We start from the raw sequence: 18,199 nt of genomic DNA on the forward strand, positions 1-18,199 counted from the left end.
AGGTGTCCCGTCAGTGCCAGGGCAGTTGTCCGCGCCGCTCCCAGTACGTGTGCGGGTCCTCGGCCAGCGCGTCGAGACGGGCGAGCTGGTCGTCGTTCAGGTCCACGACCGCCGCGTGCAGATTGGAGGCGAGCTGCCCCACGGTCGCCGCGCCGGACAGGACCACACCGGCCCATGGCTCACGCAGGATCAGGGCCAGCGCGACCGCGTCGGTGCCGAGGGACGTCTCTTCGGCTACGGCCTTCAGGGCGTCCGGCGCGTACGGCTGAGCCAGCCGTCCGTTGGCCATGCCCTCCTTGACGATCACGGTGAGCCCGGCGTCGTGGGCCTCGGCGAGGGCGGGGCCCGCCGAGGTCTCCAGGGCGTTGTACGTCGACTGGACGGTCCGGAAGAGGGGCTCGCCGTCGACCGTCACGGCGAGCGCGGCGCGGATGGCGTCGGCCTGGGCCGGTCCGCTGGTCGAGAAGCCGATGGTGACTCCCCCGGCGGCGGCCTCGGCCAGCCTCGCGTGGAGTTCCTTGTCGGTGAGGGCCGGGCTGTCGGGGGTCACCGAGTGGATCTGGTAGAGGTCGAGGCGGTCGCCGAGCAGGGCGGCGGTCTCGGCGCGCTGGCGCTCGTAGGTCTGGACGCTGTGGTCCTTGACCTCGTGCTTCTCGGCGTCGGTGGACCAGTCGGCGGTGTAGGTGTAGCCCCATTTGCTGCCGACCACGATGTCGTCGAGGCCGGGGCGGGCGGTCAGCCAGTCGGCGAGGAACTCCTCGGAGCGGCCGTAGGAGCGGGCCGCGTCGAAGTAGCGGACGCCCTGCGCGTAGGCGGCGTCGAGGAGTTCGTGGGTGCGGGCGCGCAGGGATTCGGGGCTGCGGTCCTCGCCGAGGTCCTGGTCGCGGCCGAGGTTGATGTAGCCGGGGCGGCCGACGGCGGCGAGGCCCAGTCCGAGGTGGCTGGTGGGGGTGGTCGCTGCGGCCAGTCGGGCGAAGGGCATCGCGGGCTCCGTTCGGTCGGCTCCGGTGGGGCGGTTCCGGTTGGGCTTCGACCAACGTAACCCGCGATGACCTTGACGTCAGGGGCCGGGTGCGGGAGCCGTCCAGCGGCGGTAGGCGTCCATGTCCACGTTGCCGCCGCACACGATGGTGACGACATGCCGGCCGGCGAAACGGTCGCGGTCTTCGAGGATCGCGGCGATTCCGAGCGCGGCCGAGGGTTCGACGACGAGGCCGGCGTGGTCGAGGAGCAGCCGCATACCGGCGATGATCGACGCCTCCTGGACGAGGACGGCGTCGTCGGCGACAAGGAGGAGGTCGTCCAGGACGGCCGGGACGGGATACCGGCCGGCGACTCCGTCGGCGATGGTGTCGGTCAAGTCGGTGGTGACGACCCGTCGGGCGCGCCACGAGAGGGTCAACGCCGGTGCGCCCAGCGGCTGGACGCAGATCACCTCAACGTCGGGCGCGAGTTCCTTCAGCACATGGCCCACGCCGGTGGCCAGCGCGCCGCCGCCGAGAGCGATCAGCACGGTGTCGAACTGCGGCGCGGTGTCCACCAGTTCCAGACCGATGGTCGCCGCGCCCTCGCAGGTCTCGATGTCCAGGCTGTCCTCGACCAGCCGGATGCCGTCGTGGCGTGCGACGGCCGCCGCCCGCTCGCGCGCCAACTCGTGGTCGCCGTCGACCAGTTCCAACCGGGCGCCCAGTGCGCGGATGCGATCGAGTTTGGTCCGGGTCGCGAAGCGGGAGGCCACGACGGTGATGTCGAGACCCCGGCCGCGACCGGACCACGCGAGGGCCTGGCCGAGGTTGCCCGCGCTCGCGCACACCGCCGCGCGCGAGCCGTTGTCTGCGAGCAGGCTCGCGATCACCTCGGTGCCCCGGCCCTTGAAGCTGCGGACCGGGTTCGCCGTTTCGAGCTTGACGCTCACCGCACATCCGAGGGCGGGTTCCAGTGCCTCGCACCGGTACAGCGGAGTGCCGAGAAAGACCGGGTCGATCACCTGGCGGGCGGCCCGGATCCCAGCGGTGTCGAGACGTGTGTGCCCCATCAGCATCAGGCCCCAGCCCCCCGCCCTCGGAAAAACCCTCAGCTCTTCGCCGTGGCCCAAGCGTGCTGGACCGCCAGGTCCTGCTTCACCTCGGCCAGTTGGATGGCCACCGCGCTCGGGGCCGTGCCGCCGCGGCCGTTGCGGGATGCCAGGGCGCCCGGGACGTTGAGGACCGTGCGGACCTCGGGGGTGAGGTGGGCGGAGATCTTCGCGAACTGTTCGTCGGTGAGGCCGTCGAGTTCGACACCCTCGGACTCCGCGACCTTGACGCACTCGCCAGCGACCTCGTGCGCGACCCGGAACGGGACACCCTGCTTGACCAGCCACTCGGCGATGTCGGTGGCGAGGGAGAAGCCGGCCGGGGCCAGTTCCTCCATGCGCTCGCGGTGGATGGTCAGGGTGGCCATCATGCCGGTGAACGCCGGGAGCAGGACCTCCAGTTGGTCGATGGAGTCGAAGACCGGCTCCTTGTCCTCCTGGAGGTCGCGGTTGTAGGCGAGGGGGAGCGCCTTGAGCGTGGCCATCAGGCCGGTCAGGTTGCCGATCAGGCGGCCCGACTTGCCGCGCGCCAGCTCCGCGATGTCCGGGTTCTTCTTCTGCGGCATGATCGACGAGCCCGTGGAGAACGCGTCGTGCAGGGTCACGAAGGAGAACTCCTTCGTGTTCCAGATGATGACCTCCTCGGCGATCCGGGAGAGGTTCACACCGATCATCGCGGTGATGAAGGCGAACTCGGCGACGAAGTCACGCGAGGCCGTGCCGTCGATCGAGTTGGCGACCGAGCCGTGCTCGAAGCCGAGGTCCTTCGCCACCGACTCCGGGTCCAGGCCGAGGGACGAGCCCGCCAGGGCGCCGGAGCCGTACGGGGAGACGGCTGTGCGCTCGTCCCACTGGCGCAGGCGTTCCGCGTCCCTGGACAGGGGCTGGACGTGGGCCAGGACGTGGTGGGCGAAGAGGACCGGCTGGGCGTGCTGGAGGTGGGTGCGGCCGGGCATCGCCACGTCGGGGTGGGCCTCCGCGAGGCCGATCAGCGCGTCCTGGAGGTCGGCGATCAGGCCGCCGATCGTACGGGCGTGGTCGCGCAGGTACATGCGGAAGAGGGTGGCGACCTGGTCGTTGCGGGAGCGGCCCGCGCGCAGTTTGCCGCCGAGGTCGGGGCCGAGGATCTCCAACAGGCCGCGTTCCAGGGCCGTATGGACGTCCTCGTCGGCGATCGTGCCGACCAGAGTGCCGTCGGCGACGTTCGCTTCGAGCTGGTCGAGGCCCGCGAGCATCCGGGTCAGCTCGTCGTCCGTGAGGAGGTGCGCCTTGTGCAGCACGCGCGCGTGGGCTCGCGAACCGGCGATGTCGTAGGGCGCGAGCCGCCAGTCGAAGTGGACGGACGCGGACAGCTTCGCCAGGGCCTCGGCGGGACCGTCGGCGAAACGACCGCCCCAGAGCCGTACGTCACCGCTGTTGCTGCTCACTTGCGCTGCTCCTCAAAGGCTGTGGATGGGTCGGTCGTCACGCTTGCAGTGTTCCCGCATCACGTCCCCGCGGTATCCGCAGTATCCCTGCATCGTGCGCATGCATGATTATGCAGACCCTCGCATGATTCGTCAATTTTAGCGGCCCTTGAACACCAGCAACCGCTTTCCCGTACCTCTCGCCGAACGCAGGCGCCGCGTTTCCCCCACGAGTCACTCCCCGTTCACCCCTGACCCGAGTGAGGCATTCGCATGTCCAGGGCTCTCCCCAAGTACAACAAGCGTCGCGTCGTGTTCATCGGCGGTGCCGCCGCCGTGGTGTTGTCCGGCGCGGTCATCGCCGGTTCCGCTCTTGCCGGTACGCCCGACAAGAGCAGCACCACGCAGAGCGCCCGGACGCTGTCCGACCCCGGGACGATCACCTGCCCGGACGTGAAGTCGCAGCTCCCCGCGATCCCGGCGTCCGCGCAGGCCGAGGTGGACCGGAACCTCGCCCTCCTCGACACCCAGATCGCCGAGGCCAACAAGCGACTCGTCGACACCGTCGGACAGGGCGGACCCAACTTCGTCCAGAACGCCATCCTCGGCCCGCTGAAGGACAAGCGCGTCTCCACCATCGACCGCATCGCCATCTCCATCGGCCGCCAGGGCACCAAGCCGACGGGCCTCGACGCGCTCGCCGAGTGCACCCTCAACGCGGCCGGCACGAGCGGTTCGACCGGTGCGACGGACACCGCGACCCCGAGCGCCACGGCGGCCGCCACCCAGGCGGCCGGGGGGACGGACGACACCGCCACCGCTTCGAGTGCGGTCGGCACCATCACCTGCCCGGACGTGAAGTCGCAGCTCCCCGCCGTCCCGGCGTCCGCGCAGGCCGAGGTCGACCGCAACCTCGCCCTCCTCGACACCCAGATCGCCGAGGCCAACAAGCGACTCGTCGACACCGTCGGACAGGGCGGACCCAACTTCGTCCAGAACGCGATTCTCGGCCCGCTGAAGGACAAGCGCGTCTCCACCATCGACCGCATCGCCATCTCCATCGGGCGTCAGGGCACCAAGCCGACCGGTCTGGACTCCCTGGCCGCCTGCACGCTCACCCAGTGACGTGACAGGCAGCCGTGGCCGCCCCGATGAACGCCGGCCGGGGCGGCCACGGTGATGTCCGGACCTGACGAGGAGGCCTGGCCTGTTCGGCCCATCTGAGGTGCCGTCACCGTGCGCGGCCTCTACCGTCTGAGCCATGCGTCCCGGTGTCCTCGCCCTCGCGTCCGCGTCCCTGCTTCTGCTGCTCGGTGCGGTGCCCGCGCGTGCCGCGGAGCCTCCGCTGCCCCTGTTGCTCGCGGACACCGGCGGCGGCGGTCAACTGATCGTCGCCCAGGCGCCACGTACGAACTCCACTACAGGGACGCTCAGTTGGTGGGAGCGGCGGGGCTGGAGATGGGTGAAGGCCGGTTCGACCGCGGCGCGGTTCGGGGCGAAGGGGCTGGTCGAGGGCCGGGCACGCAAACAGGGGTCCTACACCACTCCCACCGGGCTGTACGACCTGCCGTACGCCTTCGGGGTCAAGGCCGCTCCGGGTGGGACCCGGGCCAAGTACCGGCGGGTGAACGGGAGTTCGTGGTGGTGCGAGGACATCCGGTCACGGGTCTACAACCGGTGGAGCGAGCCGCTGGCCCGTGACTGCCGGGCGGCGGAGTCCGAGCGGATGGTCTCGTACCCGACGCAGTACGCGTACGGGTTCGTCATCGGGTTCAACTACGCCAAGCCCGTGAAGGGGCGGGGTGCCGGGATCTTCCTGCATGTCAACGGACGTGGGGCCACAGCCGGTTGTGTGTCCGTGCCGGTGGACGCGATGCGGAGGATCCTCTCGTGGGTAGATCCCGGGCGGAGGCCGCACATCGCGATCGGGACCGCCGGTGGGGCCACGGCGATCAGTCGGTACTGACCGCCGCCGGAAGACGAACCGTGAACGTGGTCGCCCCCGGACGGCTCTCCAGCTCCACGCTTCCCCCATGCGCCTCCGCCACCGCCACCACGATCGACAGGCCCAGCCCCGCTCCTCCTCCCGTGGCCGCTCCCCCGCCCTCCGTCCGTCGACGGTCGGCCCGGGTGAAGCGTTCGAAGACTCCGGGCTGGACATCCTCCGGGACGCCCGGGCCGTTGTCGTGGACCACCAGGCGGGTCGCATCGATGTCGTTCTCCACCGCCACGGTCACCTTCGTGCCAACAGGCGTGTGCAAACGCGCGTTGGCCAACAAGTTGGCCAACACCTGTTGGAGGCGGTGGGCGTCGCCCGTGACGGTGACCGGCTCCTCGGGGAGTTCCAGGGCCCAGCGGTGATCCGGGCCCGCGGCCCGCGCGTCGGCGATCGCGTCGAGGACCAGGCGGGTGAGGTCGACGGGGCGGCGTTCCAGGGGGCGGCCCGCGTCGAGACGGGCAAGGAGAAGCATCTCGTCGACCATCACGCCCATCCGGGCGGACTCGGACGCGATGCGCTCCAGCGCCCGGGTCACCTTGGGCGGCACGGGGTCCGGGTGCAGCAGCGCGAGTTCGGCGTGACCCCGGATCGACGCCACCGGGGTCCGCAGCTCATGGCTCGCGTCGGCCGCGAAGCTGCGCAGGCGTTCCTCGCTGGCGTGCCGGTGGGTGAGCGCGTCCTCGACATGGCCGAGCATGCGGTTGAAGGCGCCCGCGACCCGGCCGACCTCGCTGCGCGGATCGGACTCGGGCGCCCGGGGCGGCAGGGCCACCTCGCCGCTGGCCAGCGGGAGTTCGCTGACCAGCGTGGCCGTGGCGGCGACCCGGCTGAGCGGCCGCAGCGACCAGCGCACCCAGAGGGCGCCCGCGAAGCCGGTGATCAGGAGGGCGGCGCCGAAGACGATCCCGGCGACCGCTTCCAGCCGGTGGACGGTGGCCTCCACCGACTCCAGCGGGAGTCCGGTGATCATCACGTCGCCGTCCCGGCCCTTGGAGGCGAGGACGCGGTATCGGTCGAGGGACGAGAGGTGGATGGTGTGGGCCCTGCCGTCGACCCGGATCGCGGCCAGTTCCCTCCGGTCCCGCGCGGTCAGCGCGACCTTCAGGTCGGTCGTGGCGCCGCCCTTGTCGGTGGGCACGACCGCCGCGTTGGTGACGGTGCCGTCGACCAGGCGGGCGCCGAACGTACCCGGCGCCTGTCGGCGGGTGTCGCCGCGTTCCCTGTCGTCGGCGTCGTGGTCGGTCGGCGTCGTGCCCCTGTGCTCCAGGCTGGCCGGGAACTGTGTCCCGACCTCGACCAACTGCTGGTCGAGCCGGCCGGTGAGAAAGCCGTCCAGCTCGATCACCGCGGCGACCCCGACGGCGGCGCAACTGACCGCGAGCAGCACCACCAGACCCGCCGTCAGGCGCGCTCGCAGGGTGTGCGGCCGGGGCAGTCGCCGCAGCCACCGCCCAAAGGCCCGGGGCGCCCTGCTCACCCGTGACGCCCCGCTCATCGGACGACCGCGCTCATCGGACGACCGGCTTGAGCACATACCCGGCCCCGCGAACGGTGTGGATCATGGGCGTCCGGCCCTGGTCCACCTTCTTGCGCAGGTAGGAGATGTACAGCTCGACGACATGGGCCTGGCCGCCGAAGTCGTAGGACCAGACGCGGTCGAGGATCTGGGCCTTGCTGAGGACGCGGCGCGGGTTGCGCATGAGGAAGCGGAGCAGTTCGAACTCGGTCGGCGACAGTTCGATGAGCCGGCCGTCGCGGCTGACCTCGCGGGCCTCCTCGTCCATGACCAGGTCCCCGACCACGATCCGCGGGCCCTCCTCCTGCTGGCGGGCCATGCCCGCGCGGCGCAGCAGTCCGCGCAGCCGGGCGACCACCTCCTCCAGGCTGAAGGGTTTCGTCACGTAGTCGTCGCCGCCCGCGGTGATGCCGGCGATGCGGTCCTCGACCGTGTCCCGTGCGGTGAGGAAGAGCACGCAGACATCGGGCTTCACCTCGTGCAGGGTGCGCAGCACGGCGAAGCCGTCGGTGTCGGGGAGCATCACGTCGAGGACGACGGCGTCGGGCCGCAGCTCGCGTGCCCCGGCGACGGCGGAGGCTCCGTCACCGGCCGTGCGGACCTCCCAGCCCTCGTAGCGCAGGGCGCCGGAGAGCACCTCGGCCAGGTCGGGGTCGTCGTCGACGACGAGGACGCGCACGGGAGTGCCGTCGGGGCGGGTGAGGGCCGGTCGGCCCGAGCGGGTCGTGTTCATGGCACTACCAGCATCACCCCTCGCACCGCCCCCGACCGCCGCGAGCCCCTCTGAGTTTCCTCTGAGTCCTCTGAGAAAGGCGCCCGCTCAGAGATCCCTCAGAGGTTGGGCCCGCACAGTGGCGTGCAGGAAACGTGAAAGGACATCCACATGACCACCGTGTACGAGCAGCGGAAGGCGCCGCCCGTGCCACCCGTCGCCCGGCGTTCACCGGCGGTCCCGGTGCTCGCCCTGCTGTGGGCGGGCGCGGCGGCCGTCGTCGCCCTGTGGTGGGCGGACACCGGCTCGGTCGTCGGGGCCGCGGGCTGGCTGACCGGCGGGGGCCGGATCGCCGGGCTGCTGTGCGGGTACGCCTGTGCGGTGCTGGTGGGCCTGATGGCGCGGGTGCCGCTCTTGGAGCGGCGGATCGGCTCGGACCGGGTGGCGCGCTGGCACGCGATGGCCGGCCGCTACACGGTCTGTCTGCTGGTCGCGCACATCGTGCTGATCCTGCTCGGGTACGCGGCCCAGGACCGCGCCTCGGTCGTGCACGAGACGGTGACGGTGGTCCTGGACTACCCCGACATGCTGAAGGGCACGGTCGGTGCGCTGATCCTCTTCGCGGTCGGCATCACCTCGGCCCGCGCTGCCCGGCGCAGGCTCAGCTACGAGTTCTGGTACTACGTCCATCTCCTCACGTACGTCGCCGTGTTCCTCGCCTTCTTCCACCAACTGACCCTGGGCAACGAGTTCAACGGCCACGCCGGAGCCACGGCCGCCTGGTACGCGCTGTATCTGGGCGTCGCGGCACTGGTGTTGTGGTTCCGGGTGCTCGCCCCGATCCGCCTCAACCTGCGGCACCGGCTGCGGGTCGACTCCGTGCACCAGGAGGCGCCGGGCGTGTACTCCGTCGTCGTACGGGGGCGGCATGTCGACGACATGGGCGCGGAGGCCGGGCAGTTCTTCCGCTGGCGGTTCTTCGGCGAGGGCATGGGCTGGACGTCGACGCCGTATTCGCTGTCGGCGCCGCCCCGCCGGGACCTGCTGCGGATCACGGTCAAGGCGCTCGGCGACCACAGCGCGGCCGTGCCGCTGCTGCGGCCGGGCGCCCGGGTGTGGGTGGAGGGGCCGTACGGGTCGCTGACCGCCGACCGGCGCACCTCCCACAAGTCGCTGCTGATCGCGGCCGGGGTCGGCATCACCCCGCTGCGGGCGCTGTTCGAGACGCTGCCCGGCGAGGTGACGCTGCTGTACCGGGCGCGTACGGCCGAAGACCTGGCGCTGGGCGGGGAGTTGGAGTCGATAGCGCGGTGGCGCGGGGCGAAGGTGCTGTACGCGCTCAACGGGCCGCAGGGGCAACGCCCTTCGCTCACACCGGCGGCCCTGCGCGAGGCGGTGCCCGATCTCGCCGGGCACGACGTGTACATCTGCGGTCCGCACGCGTTCGCCCAGGATCTGTACGGGGCACTGCGCGCCGCCGGTGTGCCGGACCGCCGTATCCATCACGAGTCGTTCGAGCTGTGAGGCCCTCATGCATCCGTTGAAGCAGAACCGTCCGCTGCGCCGCGTCGTGCTGGCGAGCGCGGTCACCGCCTCCGGTCTGGTGATGCTGCTGGCGCTGAAGCCGCACACGGCGCCCGAGGTTGCCGCGGCGCCCTCGGTGGCGTCGAGTCCCCAGGCGACCACCGCCCCCGCTCCCTCCGGCAGCGCGAGCGCCAAGGCTGCCACCGGGACGAAGACCGTCACCGGGGACACCGTTCAGACCCGTTGGGGCCCCGTCCAGGTGAAGATCACCCTGACGAACGGCAAGGTCACCGATGTCACGGCGGTCCAGTACCCCACGGACAATCCGCGCGACCAGGAGATCAACTCCTATGCCCTGCCCCAGTTGAAGAGCGAGGCCCTCGCCGCGCAGAGCGCGAGCATCGACACCGTGTCCGGCGCGACGTACACAAGTGACGGTTACCGCCAGTCACTCCAGTCCGCACTGGACTCGGCAGGCCTCTGAACAGACAGCCTCCGCGGCACGTACTTCAGGGCCAAGGGACCACGCCACCCCCCTTGTGCCCCGTCCACGGAGGAACCGTGACCACCACGCTCGCAGGCGGACGTGCCGCCCGCCGCCAGACGATGCGCCGCATCCGCCCGCGCCGCTCCCCAGCGACCCTGCTGCTGCTCGCCGTCTGGGCGGGCGCGGTCGGGGTGCTGTGGATGTGGTGGCACAACACGCCGTCCATCGCCGACCAGAACGGCAAGATCCTCAACGCGGGCCGTATCACAGGCCTGTTGGCCGGTTACCTGATGGCGCTCGTCGTGCTCCAGATGGCCCGGGTGCCCGCCCTGGAGCGGCGGGTCGGCTCCGACCGGGTCGCCCGCTGGCACGCGATGAGCGGCCGCTACACCCTCTGTCTGGTCTTCGCCCATGTCTTCCTCATCATGTGGGGCTACGCCCTGCAGGCGGGCAAGACGCTGAGCGACATCGTCCAGCAGACCATCGACTCCGTGAACCAACTGCCCGACATGGGCAAGGCGGCCATCGGTACCGGTCTGTTCCTCCTCATCGGCCTGTCCTCGATCGGCGGCATCCGCCGCAGGCTGCCGTACGACACCTGGTACCACGTCCATCTCCTTACGTACGCGGCGGTGTTCCTGACCTTCTGGCACCAGATCACCACCGGCAACGACTTCGCGCTGACCCCGCTCGCCAAGACCGTCTGGTACGGGCTCTACGGCTCGGTCACCGCGCTGGTGGTCTGGTACCGGATCCTCGTCCCGATCCGCCTCAACCTGCGGCACCGGATGCGGGTCGAGGCGGTCGTCGAGGAGACGCCCGGCATCGTGTCGGTGCTGATCAGCGGGCGGAAGCTGCACCGGATGGGGGCGGAGGCGGGTCAGTTCTTCCGGTGGCGGTTCCTCGCGCCGGGGATGCGGTTCAGCTCGCATCCGTACTCGCTGTCGGCGGCGCCCCGCCCGAACATGCTCCGGATCACGGTCAAGGCGATCGGCGACCACAGCGCCCGGCTGCGCGAGCTGCGGCCCGGTACCAAGGTGTGGGCCGAGGGTCCGTATGGCGCGCTGACCTCGCAGCGGCGCACCCGCGGCAAGGTGCTGCTGGTCGCGGGCGGCGTCGGCATCACCCCGATGCGGGCGCTGTTCGAGACCCTGCCCGGAGCCGCCGGCGACATCACCCTGCTCTACCGGGCCAACACCACCCAGGACCTGGCGCTGTGGGACGAGTTGGCGAAGATCGCCGACGAGCGCGGCGCCCGGCTGATGTACGCGGTGAACAGCCCCGACGGGGAACGCCCCGACATCTCGGCGGAGTCCCTGCGACGGAAGATGCCCGACATCAACGACCACGACGTCTTCATGTGCGGGCCGCCCGGCTTCGCGCAGTCGGTCTACGAAGCACTGCGCGGCGCGGGGGTTCCCGCCCGCCGCATCCATCACGAGTCGTTCGAGATGTGAGCGACGGGAGTCAGGAGCGATGAAGAAGAGCCACCCCATCCGGCGTGTTCTGCTCGCGAGCGCCGCCACCGTGTCCGGGATCGTGCTGCTGCTCTCCCTGAAGCCGGCGTCGGATCCAGCATCGGCGTCCGCGCAGGGAGCGGCGGCCCAGGAGACCGCCGCCGCGCAGGAGTCGCCCCAGGGCGGTGCCGCGGCGGCCGGGACCTCGACGGTCACGGGCGCTGTCGCCCAGACCCAGTACGGGGTCGTCCAGGTGCGGCTGACCGTGGCCAACGGGAAGATCACCAAGTCCGAGGCCGTCCAGGCCCCGCACGGCGGGACCAGCGACCAGAAGACCGCGCTGGCCGTGCCCAAACTCAACCAGGAGGCCGTCGCCACCCAGAGCGCGGACATCACGTCCGTGACCGGGGCGACGTACACCAGCGGCGGCTACAAGCAGTCCCTCCAGTCGGCCATCGACAAGATGAAGGCGAGCACCAGTACCGGTTCGACGACTCCCTCCCAGGGCGCGGGTCAGGCCGCTCAGGCCAAGACCGTGACCGGTGAGGTCGCGACGACCGAGTACGGGCCCGTCCAGATCCGGATCACGGTGGCGGGCGGCAAGATCACCAAGGCCGAGGCCGTGCAGGCGCCGAGCGGCGGGACCAGCGACCAGAAGACCGCGCTGGCGGTACCCAAGCTCAACCAGGAGGCGGTGGCGGCCGGGAGTGCGAAAATCGACTCCGTGTCGGGTGCCACGTACACGAGCGGCGGCTACAAGCAGTCCCTGCAGTCGGCGCTGGACAAGGCCGGTGGCTGACACGGTGACCGATCCCGCGGAGGCTCCCGCCGCACTGCGGCACGCCGAGGAGGTCATGGGGACGGTCTTCTCCTTCGACATCCGCGGCGGGGAGCCCGAGGCCGTCCGGACCGCGCTGGAGCAGGCGGTCGCCCAACTCCACCGGGTCGACGAGGTGTTCAGCACCTACCGCGACGACAGCCAGCTCTCACGGCTGTCCCGCGGCGAGCTGACCGTCGCCGAGTGCGACGCCGAGGTCGCCGAGGTGCTGGAGCTGGGCGCGGAGGCGGAGCGGGTGAGCGCCGGCTGGTTCAGCACGACGTACGAGGGACGGCTCGATCCGACCGGCATCGTGAAGGGCTGGGCCGCCGAGCGGGCCGCCGGGCTGATCGCGGCGGCGGCCGGGGTGAGCGGGGTCAGTGTGAACGGCGGCGGTGACGTCCAGATGTTCGGCATGCCCGATCCGCACCGGCCCTGGCGGGTCGGTGTCTCCGATCCGCTCCGCCCGGGCGGTCTCGCGGCCGTGATCTCCGCCGCGGGCGCCGACGAACTGGCCGTGGCCACCTCCGGTACGGCCGAGCGCGGGGCGCACATCGTGGACCCGAGCACCGGAAAGTCCGCGGTGACCGACCTCGTCGCCGTCACCGTCGTCGCACCCCGCCTCACCTGGGCCGACTGCTGGGCCACGGCCGCGTTCGCGATGGGCTCGCGCGAGGGGCTGGCCTGGCTGGAGTCGCTGCCCGACGTGGAGGCGCTGCTCATCACGGCGGGCGACGAGGTGCGCTGCACGGACGGCCTCGCGGCGCGGCTGGGATAGGGATCCCCCATGCGGGTCGGGGGGTGCACCGGAGACTTCCGGTGCACCCCCCGACCCGTTGCCCGTACGGGTGTGTCAGTGGTCGTTCTGTGCCAGGCGCAGCAGATGGTCCGCGAGGGCCTGCCCGCCGGACGGGTCACGGCTGATCAGCAGGAGCGTGTCGTCGCCGGCGATGGTGCCGAGGATGTCCTGGAGCTCCGCCTGGTCGATCGCCGAGGCGAGGAACTGGGCGGCGCCCGGCGGGGTGCGCAGGACCACGAGGTTGGCGGAGGCCTCCGCGGAGATCAGCAGCTCGGACGAGAGCCGCCGCATCCGCTCCTCCTTCGCCGACTCCCCCAGCGGCACCCGCGGGGTACGGAAGCCGCCCTCGCTCGGTACCGCGTAGATGAGGTCGCCGTCGTTGTTGCGGATCTTCACCGCGTTCAGCTCGTCCAGGTCCCGGGAGAGCGTCGCCTGGGTGACGCTCAGCCCGTCGTCGGACAGCAGCTTCGCCAACTGGCTCTGGGAGCGCACCGGTTGCCGGTTGAGGATGTCCACGATCCGGCGGTGGCGGGCGGTGCGGGTCTGCGGCACGGCCGGCCCCGCGGGATGTTCGTGCTCCTGCGCCTGACTCATCGTCGACTCATTCTCCGGATCATCCGTCCCCCTTGGCCACGTCCAGGACACCGGGCAGCGCCCGGAGGAACGCGTCCGTCTCGTCGTCGCCGAGGTTCAGCGGTGGCATCAGCCGTACGACATCGGGGGCGGGCGCGTTGACCAGGAAACCGGCGTCCTGGGCCGCCTGTTGCGCCTGGGGCGCGAGCGGCTCGGTGAGCACGATACCCAGGAGGAGGCCCGCGCCCCGGACATAATCGATCAACGGGTGGCGCAGCGACTCGATTCCGTCGCGCAACTTCTCGCTCTGCCGCTTCACGTTGTCGAGGAGGTCGTCGGCCGCGATCGTGTCGAGGACGGCGAGTCCGGCGGCGCAGGCGACCGGGTTGCCGCCGAAGGTCGTGCCGTGCTGGCCGGGCTGGAGCAGGTCGGCCGCGCGTCCGAAGGCGACGGTGGCGCCGAGCGGCAGTCCGCCGCCGAGCCCCTTCGCGAGGGTCACGACGTCGGGCAGGACGCCTTCGTGGGCCTGGTACTCGAACCAGTGTCCGGTACGGCCGACCCCGGTCTGCACCTCGTCCAGGACCAGCAGCGCCCCGTGGGCGGCGGTGATCGCGCGGGCCGCCTTGAGATATCCGGCGGGCGGTACGACGACCCCGTTCTCGCCCTGGATCGGCTCGATGATCACCAGCGCGGTCTCGTCGGTGACGGCGGCGGCGAGGGCCTGCGCGTCGCCGTACGGGACGTGCGTGACATCCCCGGGCAGCGGCAGGAACGGCTCCTGCTTGGCGGGCTGGCCGGTGAGGGCGAGGGAGCCCATCGTCCGGCCGTGGAAGCCGCCCTCGGTGGCGACCATGTGCTGACGGCCCGTCAACCGGCCGATCTTGAAGGCGCCTTCGTTGGCCTCGGCGCCGGAGTTGCAGAAGAACACCTTGCCGTCCCGGCCGAAGACCTCCAGCAGCCGTTCGGCGAGGGCGACGGGCGGTTCGGCGATGAACAGGTTGGAGACATGGCCGAGTTGGGCGATCTGGCTGCTGACCGCCTCGACGATCGCCGGGTGCGCGTGGCCGAGCGCGTTGACCGCGATACCGCCGACGAAGTCGGTGTACTCGTTGCCGTCGGCGTCCCAGAGCTTGGCGCCCGCGCCGCGGACGAGGGGGATTTTCGGGGTGCCGTAGTTGTTCATGAGCGCGCCCTGCCACCGCTGGGTCAGGTCGTCGTTCGCGGTCATACGGCATCCCCCTGCTTCTTGCCGGACTTCTTGGCGGACTTCTTCTTGGCGGGCTTCAGGTCGGGCAGCTCGTCCGGCACGACCATCGTGCCGATGCCCTCGTCGGTGAAGATCTCCAGCAGGATCGAGTGCTGGACCCGGCCGTCGATGACGCGGGCGGTGGTCACGCCGTTGCGTACGGCGTGCAGACAGCCCTCCATCTTCGGCACCATCCCGGCGCTCAACTCCGGGAGCAGTTTTTCCAGTTGGGAGGCGGTGAGGCGGCTGATCACCTCGTCGCTGTTCGGCCAGTCCTCGTAGAGACCCTCGACGTCCGTGAGGACCATGAGGGTCTCGGCCCCCAGCGCAGCAGCGAGTGCCGCAGCCGCCGTATCAGCATTGACGTTGTAGACATGTCCGTCGTCCTCGCTCCGGGCGATCGACGAGACGACCGGGATACGGCCGTCGGCGAGCAGTGCCTCGATCGCGCCCGTGTCGATCGCGGTGATCTCGCCCACCCGCCCGATGTCGACCAACTCCCCGTCGATCTCGGGCTGGTGCCTTACGGCGGTGATGGTGTGCGCGTCCTCGCCGGTCAACCCGACGGCGAGCGGCCCGTGTTGGTTGAGCAGCCCGACAAGCTCGCGCTGGACCTGCCCTGCCAGCACCATCCGTACGACGTCCATGGCGTCCTCGGTGGTGACACGCAGGCCGGCCTTGAACTCGCTGACGATGCCGTGCCGGTCGAGGGCGGCGCTGATCTGCGGGCCGCCGCCGTGCACGACGACGGGTTTGAGGCCGGCGTGGTGCAGGAAGACGACGTCCTGGGCGAACGCGGCCTTCAGGTCCTCGTCGATCATGGCGTTGCCGCCGAACTTGATGACGACCGTCTTGCCGTTGTGCCTGGTCAGCCAGGGCAGGGCCTCGATGAGGATCTGAGCCTTGGGCAGCGCGGTGTGCTTGCGGGTCACATTGTTCATGTCGCTCGGGTTGCTCATGACGAGTACGCGCTGTTCTCGTGGACGTAGTCGGCGGTCAGGTCGTTGGTCCAGATCGTCGCGGTCTGTGACCCGGCGGCGAGGTCGGCGACGATGTGCACCTCGCGGTAGCGCATGTCGACCTTCTCCCGGTCCTCGCCGACACCGCCGTTCTTGCACACCCAGACACCGTTGATGGCGACGTTGAGCCGGTCGGGCTCGAAGGCGGCCTTCGTGGTGCCGATCGCGGACAACACCCGTCCCCAGTTGGGGTCTTCGCCGTGGATCGCGCACTTGAGGAGGTTGTTGCGGGCGATGGAACGGCCCACTTCGACGGCCTCGTCCTCGGAGGCGGCGTTGACCACTTCCACCTTGATGTCCTTGCTGGCGCCCTCGGCGTCGCGGATCAACTGCTGCCCGAGGTCGTCGCAGACCGCGCGGACGGCTTCCGCGAACTCGGCGTATTCCGGGGTGACTTGGGAGGCACCGGAGGCGAGCAGCAGCACGGTGTCGTTGGTGGACATGCAGCCGTCGGAGTCGACGCGGTCGAAGGTGGTGCGGGTGGCGGCCCGAAGTGCCGTGTCCAGCACGTCACTCGGGACATCGGCGTCCGTGGTGAGGACGACCAGCATGGTGGCGAGACCGGGTGCGAGCATGCCGGCGCCCTTGGCCATGCCCCCGACGGTCCAGCCCGCCTTCGTCACCACGGCGGTCTTGTGGACGGAGTCGGTCGTCTTGATGGCGATGGCGGCCTTCTCGCCCCCGTGCGGGGAGAGTTGGGCGGCGGCGGTGTCGACTCCCGCCAGCAGCTTGTCCATCGGGAGCAGCAGCCCGATGAGTCCGGTGGAGGCGACGGCGACCTCGGCGGCGTTCAGCCCGAGCGTGTCGGCGACCTTCTCCGCCGTGGCGTGGGTGTCCTGGAAGCCCTTCGGCCCCGTACAGGCGTTGGCGCCACCGGAGTTGAGGATCACGGCGGAGACCTGGCCGCCCTTCAGCACCTGCTCGGACCACAGCACCGGCGCGGCCTTGACACGGTTGGAGGTGAAGACGCCCGCGGCGGCGAGGCGGGGCCCGGTGTTGACCACGAGAGCCAGGTCCGGGTTGCCGTTCTCCTTGATCCCGGCGGCGATGCCCGCGGCCGTGAATCCCTGTGCTGCCGTCACACTCACGGCGCGACTCCGATCGTAGAGAGCCCGGTGGTCTCGTCGAGCCCGAGGGCGAGGTTCATGCTCTGGACGGCACCGCCCGCGGTGCCCTTGGTCAGGTTGTCGATGGCGCTGATCGCGATGATGCGGCCCGCGGCCTCGTCGTACGCGACCTGCACCTGAACGGCGTTGGAACCGTAGACGGACGCCGTCGCGGGCCACTGTCCCTCGGGGAGCAGGTGCACGAAGGGCTCGTCCGCGAAGGCCTTCTGGTAGGCGGCGCGCACGGATTCCGCCGTGGTGCCGGGCCTGGCCTTGGCGCTGCAGGTGGCGAGGATGCCGCGGGGCATGGGCGCGAGGGTGGGCGTGAAGGAGACGGTGACGGGCTCGCCGGCCGCCGCACCCAGATTCTGGACGATCTCGGGGGTGTGCCGGTGTCCGCCGCCGACGCCGTACGGAGACATGGAGCCCATGACCTCGCTGCCGAGCAGATGGGGCTTGGGTGCCTTGCCCGCGCCGGAGGTGCCGGAGGCGGCGACGATCACGGCCTCGTTCTCGGCGAGCCCGGCGGCGTACGCCGGGGAGAGCGCGAGGGAGGCGGCCGTGGGATAGCAACCGGGCACCGCGATGCGCTTGGACCCCTCCAACGCGGCGCGGGCGCCCGGCAGTTCGGGAAGGCCGTAGGGCCAGGTGCCGGCGTGCGCGGAGCCGTAGAACTTCTCCCAGTCGGCCGCGTCCTTCAGCCGGAAGTCGGCACCCATGTCGACGACGAGGACGTCCGGCCCGAGCTGCTCGGCGACGGCGGCGGACTGGCCGTGCGGCAGGGCGAGAAAGACGACCTCGTGTCCGGCGAGCACCTCGGGGGTAGTTTCCTCCAGGACCCGGTCGGCCAGCGGCAGCAGATGCGGTTGGAGCGCGCCGAGCCGCTGGCCGGCGTTGGAGTTGCCGGTCAGGGCGCCGATCTCGACCTCCGGGTGGGCCAGGAGCAGACGCAGCAGTTCACCGCCCGCGTATCCACTCGCTCCGGCCACTGCCGCACGTACCGCCATGGAACCCTCCTCATTGATGGCATGACTATACGTTTCGTTGCACGTTTATGCAATCCAATGAGGCCGGGCGGGCCCGACGGCCTGCCGAGAGGGCCTGCTCGCGCGCGGTCCGCGCCGATACAGTTCATGGGACGTCACACGGGGGAGGCTGTCATGATCGAACTGTCCGTGATGCTTCGGGAACTGCGCGCGGAGCTGAGCAAGTCCATGGCGGAGGCCGCCGACAAGGAACTCCGCTTCGAGCTGGGGCCGATCGAGGTCGAGGTCTCGGTCGCGATCACCAAGGAGGCGGGCGTCGGGGGCAAGGTCAGGTTCTGGGTCGTCGACGCGGACGCCCAGGGGAAAGTGAGTGACGCCACGACGCAGCGGATCAAGCTGCAGCTCGACCCGAAAGTGGCCGCCACCGGCAGACGCCCGGAGGTCTCCGGGAAAGAAGTGCCCGGGGAACGCTGATCGG

Annotated in this window: 18 protein-coding genes; 8 read left to right on the top strand and 10 right to left on the bottom strand. The window is 70.8% G+C overall.

Annotation, left to right across the window (positions count from 1 at the left end; translation table 11 throughout):
* Positions 1-10 precede the first annotated feature (10 nt).
* From ABZT04_RS18580 to argH, 3 genes are all read right to left on the bottom strand, one after another.
* Positions 11-982 (bottom strand): aldo/keto reductase, encoded by a 972-nt coding sequence (locus ABZT04_RS18580; RefSeq protein WP_356057681.1) that lies wholly within the window; start codon positions 980-982, stop codon positions 11-13.
* Positions 983-1,060: 78 nt separating this feature from the next.
* Complete coding sequence (locus ABZT04_RS18585) at positions 1,061-2,035, bottom strand: pyridoxal-phosphate dependent enzyme (RefSeq protein ID WP_356057684.1); 975 nt, start codon at positions 2,033-2,035, stop codon at positions 1,061-1,063.
* Positions 2,036-2,073: 38 nt separating this feature from the next.
* Positions 2,074-3,501, bottom strand: coding sequence for an argininosuccinate lyase (gene argH / locus ABZT04_RS18590; RefSeq protein WP_356057685.1), 1,428 nt, complete (start codon positions 3,499-3,501; stop codon positions 2,074-2,076).
* 252 nt (positions 3,502-3,753) lie between these two features.
* Here argH and ABZT04_RS18595 point away from each other — a divergent pair, with 252 nt between their 5' ends.
* Together ABZT04_RS18595 and ABZT04_RS18600 are read left to right on the top strand one after the other, a co-directional pair.
* Positions 3,754-4,605: a hypothetical protein gene (locus ABZT04_RS18595; RefSeq protein WP_356057687.1), complete on the top strand. Its 852-nt coding sequence runs from the start codon at positions 3,754-3,756 to the stop codon at positions 4,603-4,605.
* 136 nt (positions 4,606-4,741) lie between these two features.
* A complete protein-coding gene (locus ABZT04_RS18600; protein ID WP_356057688.1) occupies positions 4,742-5,446 on the top strand; it encodes a L,D-transpeptidase family protein in 705 nt (234 codons plus the stop codon).
* Here ABZT04_RS18600 and ABZT04_RS18605 read toward each other — a convergent pair.
* Positions 5,433-6,956 carry a HAMP domain-containing sensor histidine kinase gene (locus ABZT04_RS18605; protein ID WP_356057689.1) on the bottom strand — a complete coding sequence of 508 codons (1,524 nt, stop codon included), beginning with the start codon at positions 6,954-6,956 and terminating at the stop codon, positions 5,433-5,435. The two genes, ABZT04_RS18600 and ABZT04_RS18605, sit on opposite strands and share 14 nt — an antisense overlap.
* Before the next feature lie 31 nt (positions 6,957-6,987).
* Positions 6,988-7,728 (bottom strand): response regulator transcription factor, encoded by a 741-nt coding sequence (locus ABZT04_RS18610; RefSeq protein ID WP_356057690.1) that lies wholly within the window; start codon positions 7,726-7,728, stop codon positions 6,988-6,990.
* 150 nt (positions 7,729-7,878) lie between these two features.
* Here ABZT04_RS18610 and ABZT04_RS18615 point away from each other — a divergent pair, with 150 nt between their 5' ends.
* The 5 genes from ABZT04_RS18615 (at position 7,879) to ABZT04_RS18635 (ending at position 12,770) form a co-directional block, all read left to right on the top strand.
* Positions 7,879-9,231: a ferric reductase-like transmembrane domain-containing protein gene (locus ABZT04_RS18615; RefSeq protein ID WP_356057692.1), complete on the top strand. Its 1,353-nt coding sequence runs from the start codon at positions 7,879-7,881 to the stop codon at positions 9,229-9,231.
* A 7-nt stretch (positions 9,232-9,238) separates the two neighbouring features.
* Complete coding sequence (locus ABZT04_RS18620) at positions 9,239-9,715, top strand: FMN-binding protein (RefSeq protein ID WP_356057694.1); 477 nt, start codon at positions 9,239-9,241, stop codon at positions 9,713-9,715.
* A gap of 77 nt (positions 9,716-9,792) precedes the next feature.
* Complete coding sequence (locus tag ABZT04_RS18625) at positions 9,793-11,175, top strand: ferredoxin reductase family protein (protein WP_356057695.1); 1,383 nt, start codon at positions 9,793-9,795, stop codon at positions 11,173-11,175.
* A 19-nt stretch (positions 11,176-11,194) separates the two neighbouring features.
* Positions 11,195-11,974, top strand: a complete 780-nt coding sequence (locus ABZT04_RS18630) for an FMN-binding protein (RefSeq protein WP_356057696.1) — start codon at positions 11,195-11,197, stop codon at positions 11,972-11,974.
* Entirely contained in the window at positions 11,967-12,770 is an 804-nt protein-coding gene (locus ABZT04_RS18635) for an FAD:protein FMN transferase (RefSeq protein ID WP_356057698.1), read from the top strand. The genes ABZT04_RS18630 and ABZT04_RS18635 overlap by 8 nt, the downstream gene beginning before the upstream one ends.
* A gap of 75 nt (positions 12,771-12,845) precedes the next feature.
* On the opposite strand, the gene ABZT04_RS18640 is transcribed toward ABZT04_RS18635, so the two are convergent.
* The 5 genes from ABZT04_RS18640 to argC are packed head-to-tail and all read right to left on the bottom strand — an operon-like array spanning position 12,846 to position 17,742.
* Entirely contained in the window at positions 12,846-13,385 is a 540-nt protein-coding gene (locus ABZT04_RS18640; protein WP_356057699.1) for an arginine repressor, read from the bottom strand.
* A 19-nt stretch (positions 13,386-13,404) separates the two neighbouring features.
* Positions 13,405-14,592 (bottom strand): acetylornithine transaminase, encoded by a 1,188-nt coding sequence (locus ABZT04_RS18645; protein ID WP_356057700.1) that lies wholly within the window; start codon positions 14,590-14,592, stop codon positions 13,405-13,407.
* Positions 14,589-15,569 (bottom strand): acetylglutamate kinase, encoded by a 981-nt coding sequence (gene argB, locus ABZT04_RS18650; RefSeq protein ID WP_356057701.1) that lies wholly within the window; start codon positions 15,567-15,569, stop codon positions 14,589-14,591. The genes ABZT04_RS18645 and argB overlap by 4 nt, the downstream gene beginning before the upstream one ends.
* A complete protein-coding gene (argJ, locus tag ABZT04_RS18655) occupies positions 15,566-16,717 on the bottom strand; it encodes a bifunctional glutamate N-acetyltransferase/amino-acid acetyltransferase ArgJ (protein ID WP_356057702.1) in 1,152 nt (383 codons plus the stop codon). The genes argB and argJ overlap by 4 nt, the downstream gene beginning before the upstream one ends.
* Positions 16,714-17,742, bottom strand: a complete 1,029-nt coding sequence (gene argC / locus ABZT04_RS18660; RefSeq protein WP_356057704.1) for an N-acetyl-gamma-glutamyl-phosphate reductase — start codon at positions 17,740-17,742, stop codon at positions 16,714-16,716. The genes argJ and argC overlap by 4 nt, the downstream gene beginning before the upstream one ends.
* Positions 17,743-17,895: 153 nt before the next feature.
* On the opposite strand from argC, the gene ABZT04_RS18665 reads away from it, so the two are divergent.
* Positions 17,896-18,195 (top strand): trypco2 family protein, encoded by a 300-nt coding sequence (locus ABZT04_RS18665; protein ID WP_356057705.1) that lies wholly within the window; start codon positions 17,896-17,898, stop codon positions 18,193-18,195.
* Positions 18,196-18,199: the final 4 nt, after the last annotated feature.

It is taken from the genome of Streptomyces sp. NPDC005492 (assembly GCF_040605995.1).
GTDB lineage: Bacteria > Actinomycetota > Actinomycetes > Streptomycetales > Streptomycetaceae > Streptomyces.

What these genes read in the sequence shown, in the direction of transcription:
- ABZT04_RS18580 (WP_356057681.1), bottom strand. Translation starts at nt 982, where the DNA reads ATGCCCTTCGCCCGACTGGCCGCAGCGACCACCCCCACCAGCCACCTC.
- ABZT04_RS18585 (WP_356057684.1), bottom strand. Translation starts at nt 2,035, where the DNA reads ATGGGGCACACACGTCTCGACACCGCTGGGATCCGGGCCGCCCGCCAG.
- ABZT04_RS18595 (WP_356057687.1), top strand. Translation starts at nt 3,754, where the DNA reads ATGTCCAGGGCTCTCCCCAAGTACAACAAGCGTCGCGTCGTGTTCATC.
- ABZT04_RS18600 (WP_356057688.1), top strand. Translation starts at nt 4,742, where the DNA reads ATGCGTCCCGGTGTCCTCGCCCTCGCGTCCGCGTCCCTGCTTCTGCTG.
- ABZT04_RS18610 (WP_356057690.1), bottom strand. Translation starts at nt 7,728, where the DNA reads ATGAACACGACCCGCTCGGGCCGACCGGCCCTCACCCGCCCCGACGGC.
- ABZT04_RS18615 (WP_356057692.1), top strand. Translation starts at nt 7,879, where the DNA reads ATGACCACCGTGTACGAGCAGCGGAAGGCGCCGCCCGTGCCACCCGTC.
- ABZT04_RS18620 (WP_356057694.1), top strand. Translation starts at nt 9,239, where the DNA reads ATGCATCCGTTGAAGCAGAACCGTCCGCTGCGCCGCGTCGTGCTGGCG.
- ABZT04_RS18630 (WP_356057696.1), top strand. Translation starts at nt 11,195, where the DNA reads ATGAAGAAGAGCCACCCCATCCGGCGTGTTCTGCTCGCGAGCGCCGCC.
- ABZT04_RS18640 (WP_356057699.1), bottom strand. Translation starts at nt 13,385, where the DNA reads ATGAGTCAGGCGCAGGAGCACGAACATCCCGCGGGGCCGGCCGTGCCG.
- ABZT04_RS18645 (WP_356057700.1), bottom strand. Translation starts at nt 14,592, where the DNA reads ATGACCGCGAACGACGACCTGACCCAGCGGTGGCAGGGCGCGCTCATG.
- argB (WP_356057701.1), bottom strand. Translation starts at nt 15,569, where the DNA reads ATGAGCAACCCGAGCGACATGAACAATGTGACCCGCAAGCACACCGCG.
- argC (WP_356057704.1), bottom strand. Translation starts at nt 17,742, where the DNA reads ATGGCGGTACGTGCGGCAGTGGCCGGAGCGAGTGGATACGCGGGCGGT.
- ABZT04_RS18665 (WP_356057705.1), top strand. Translation starts at nt 17,896, where the DNA reads ATGATCGAACTGTCCGTGATGCTTCGGGAACTGCGCGCGGAGCTGAGC.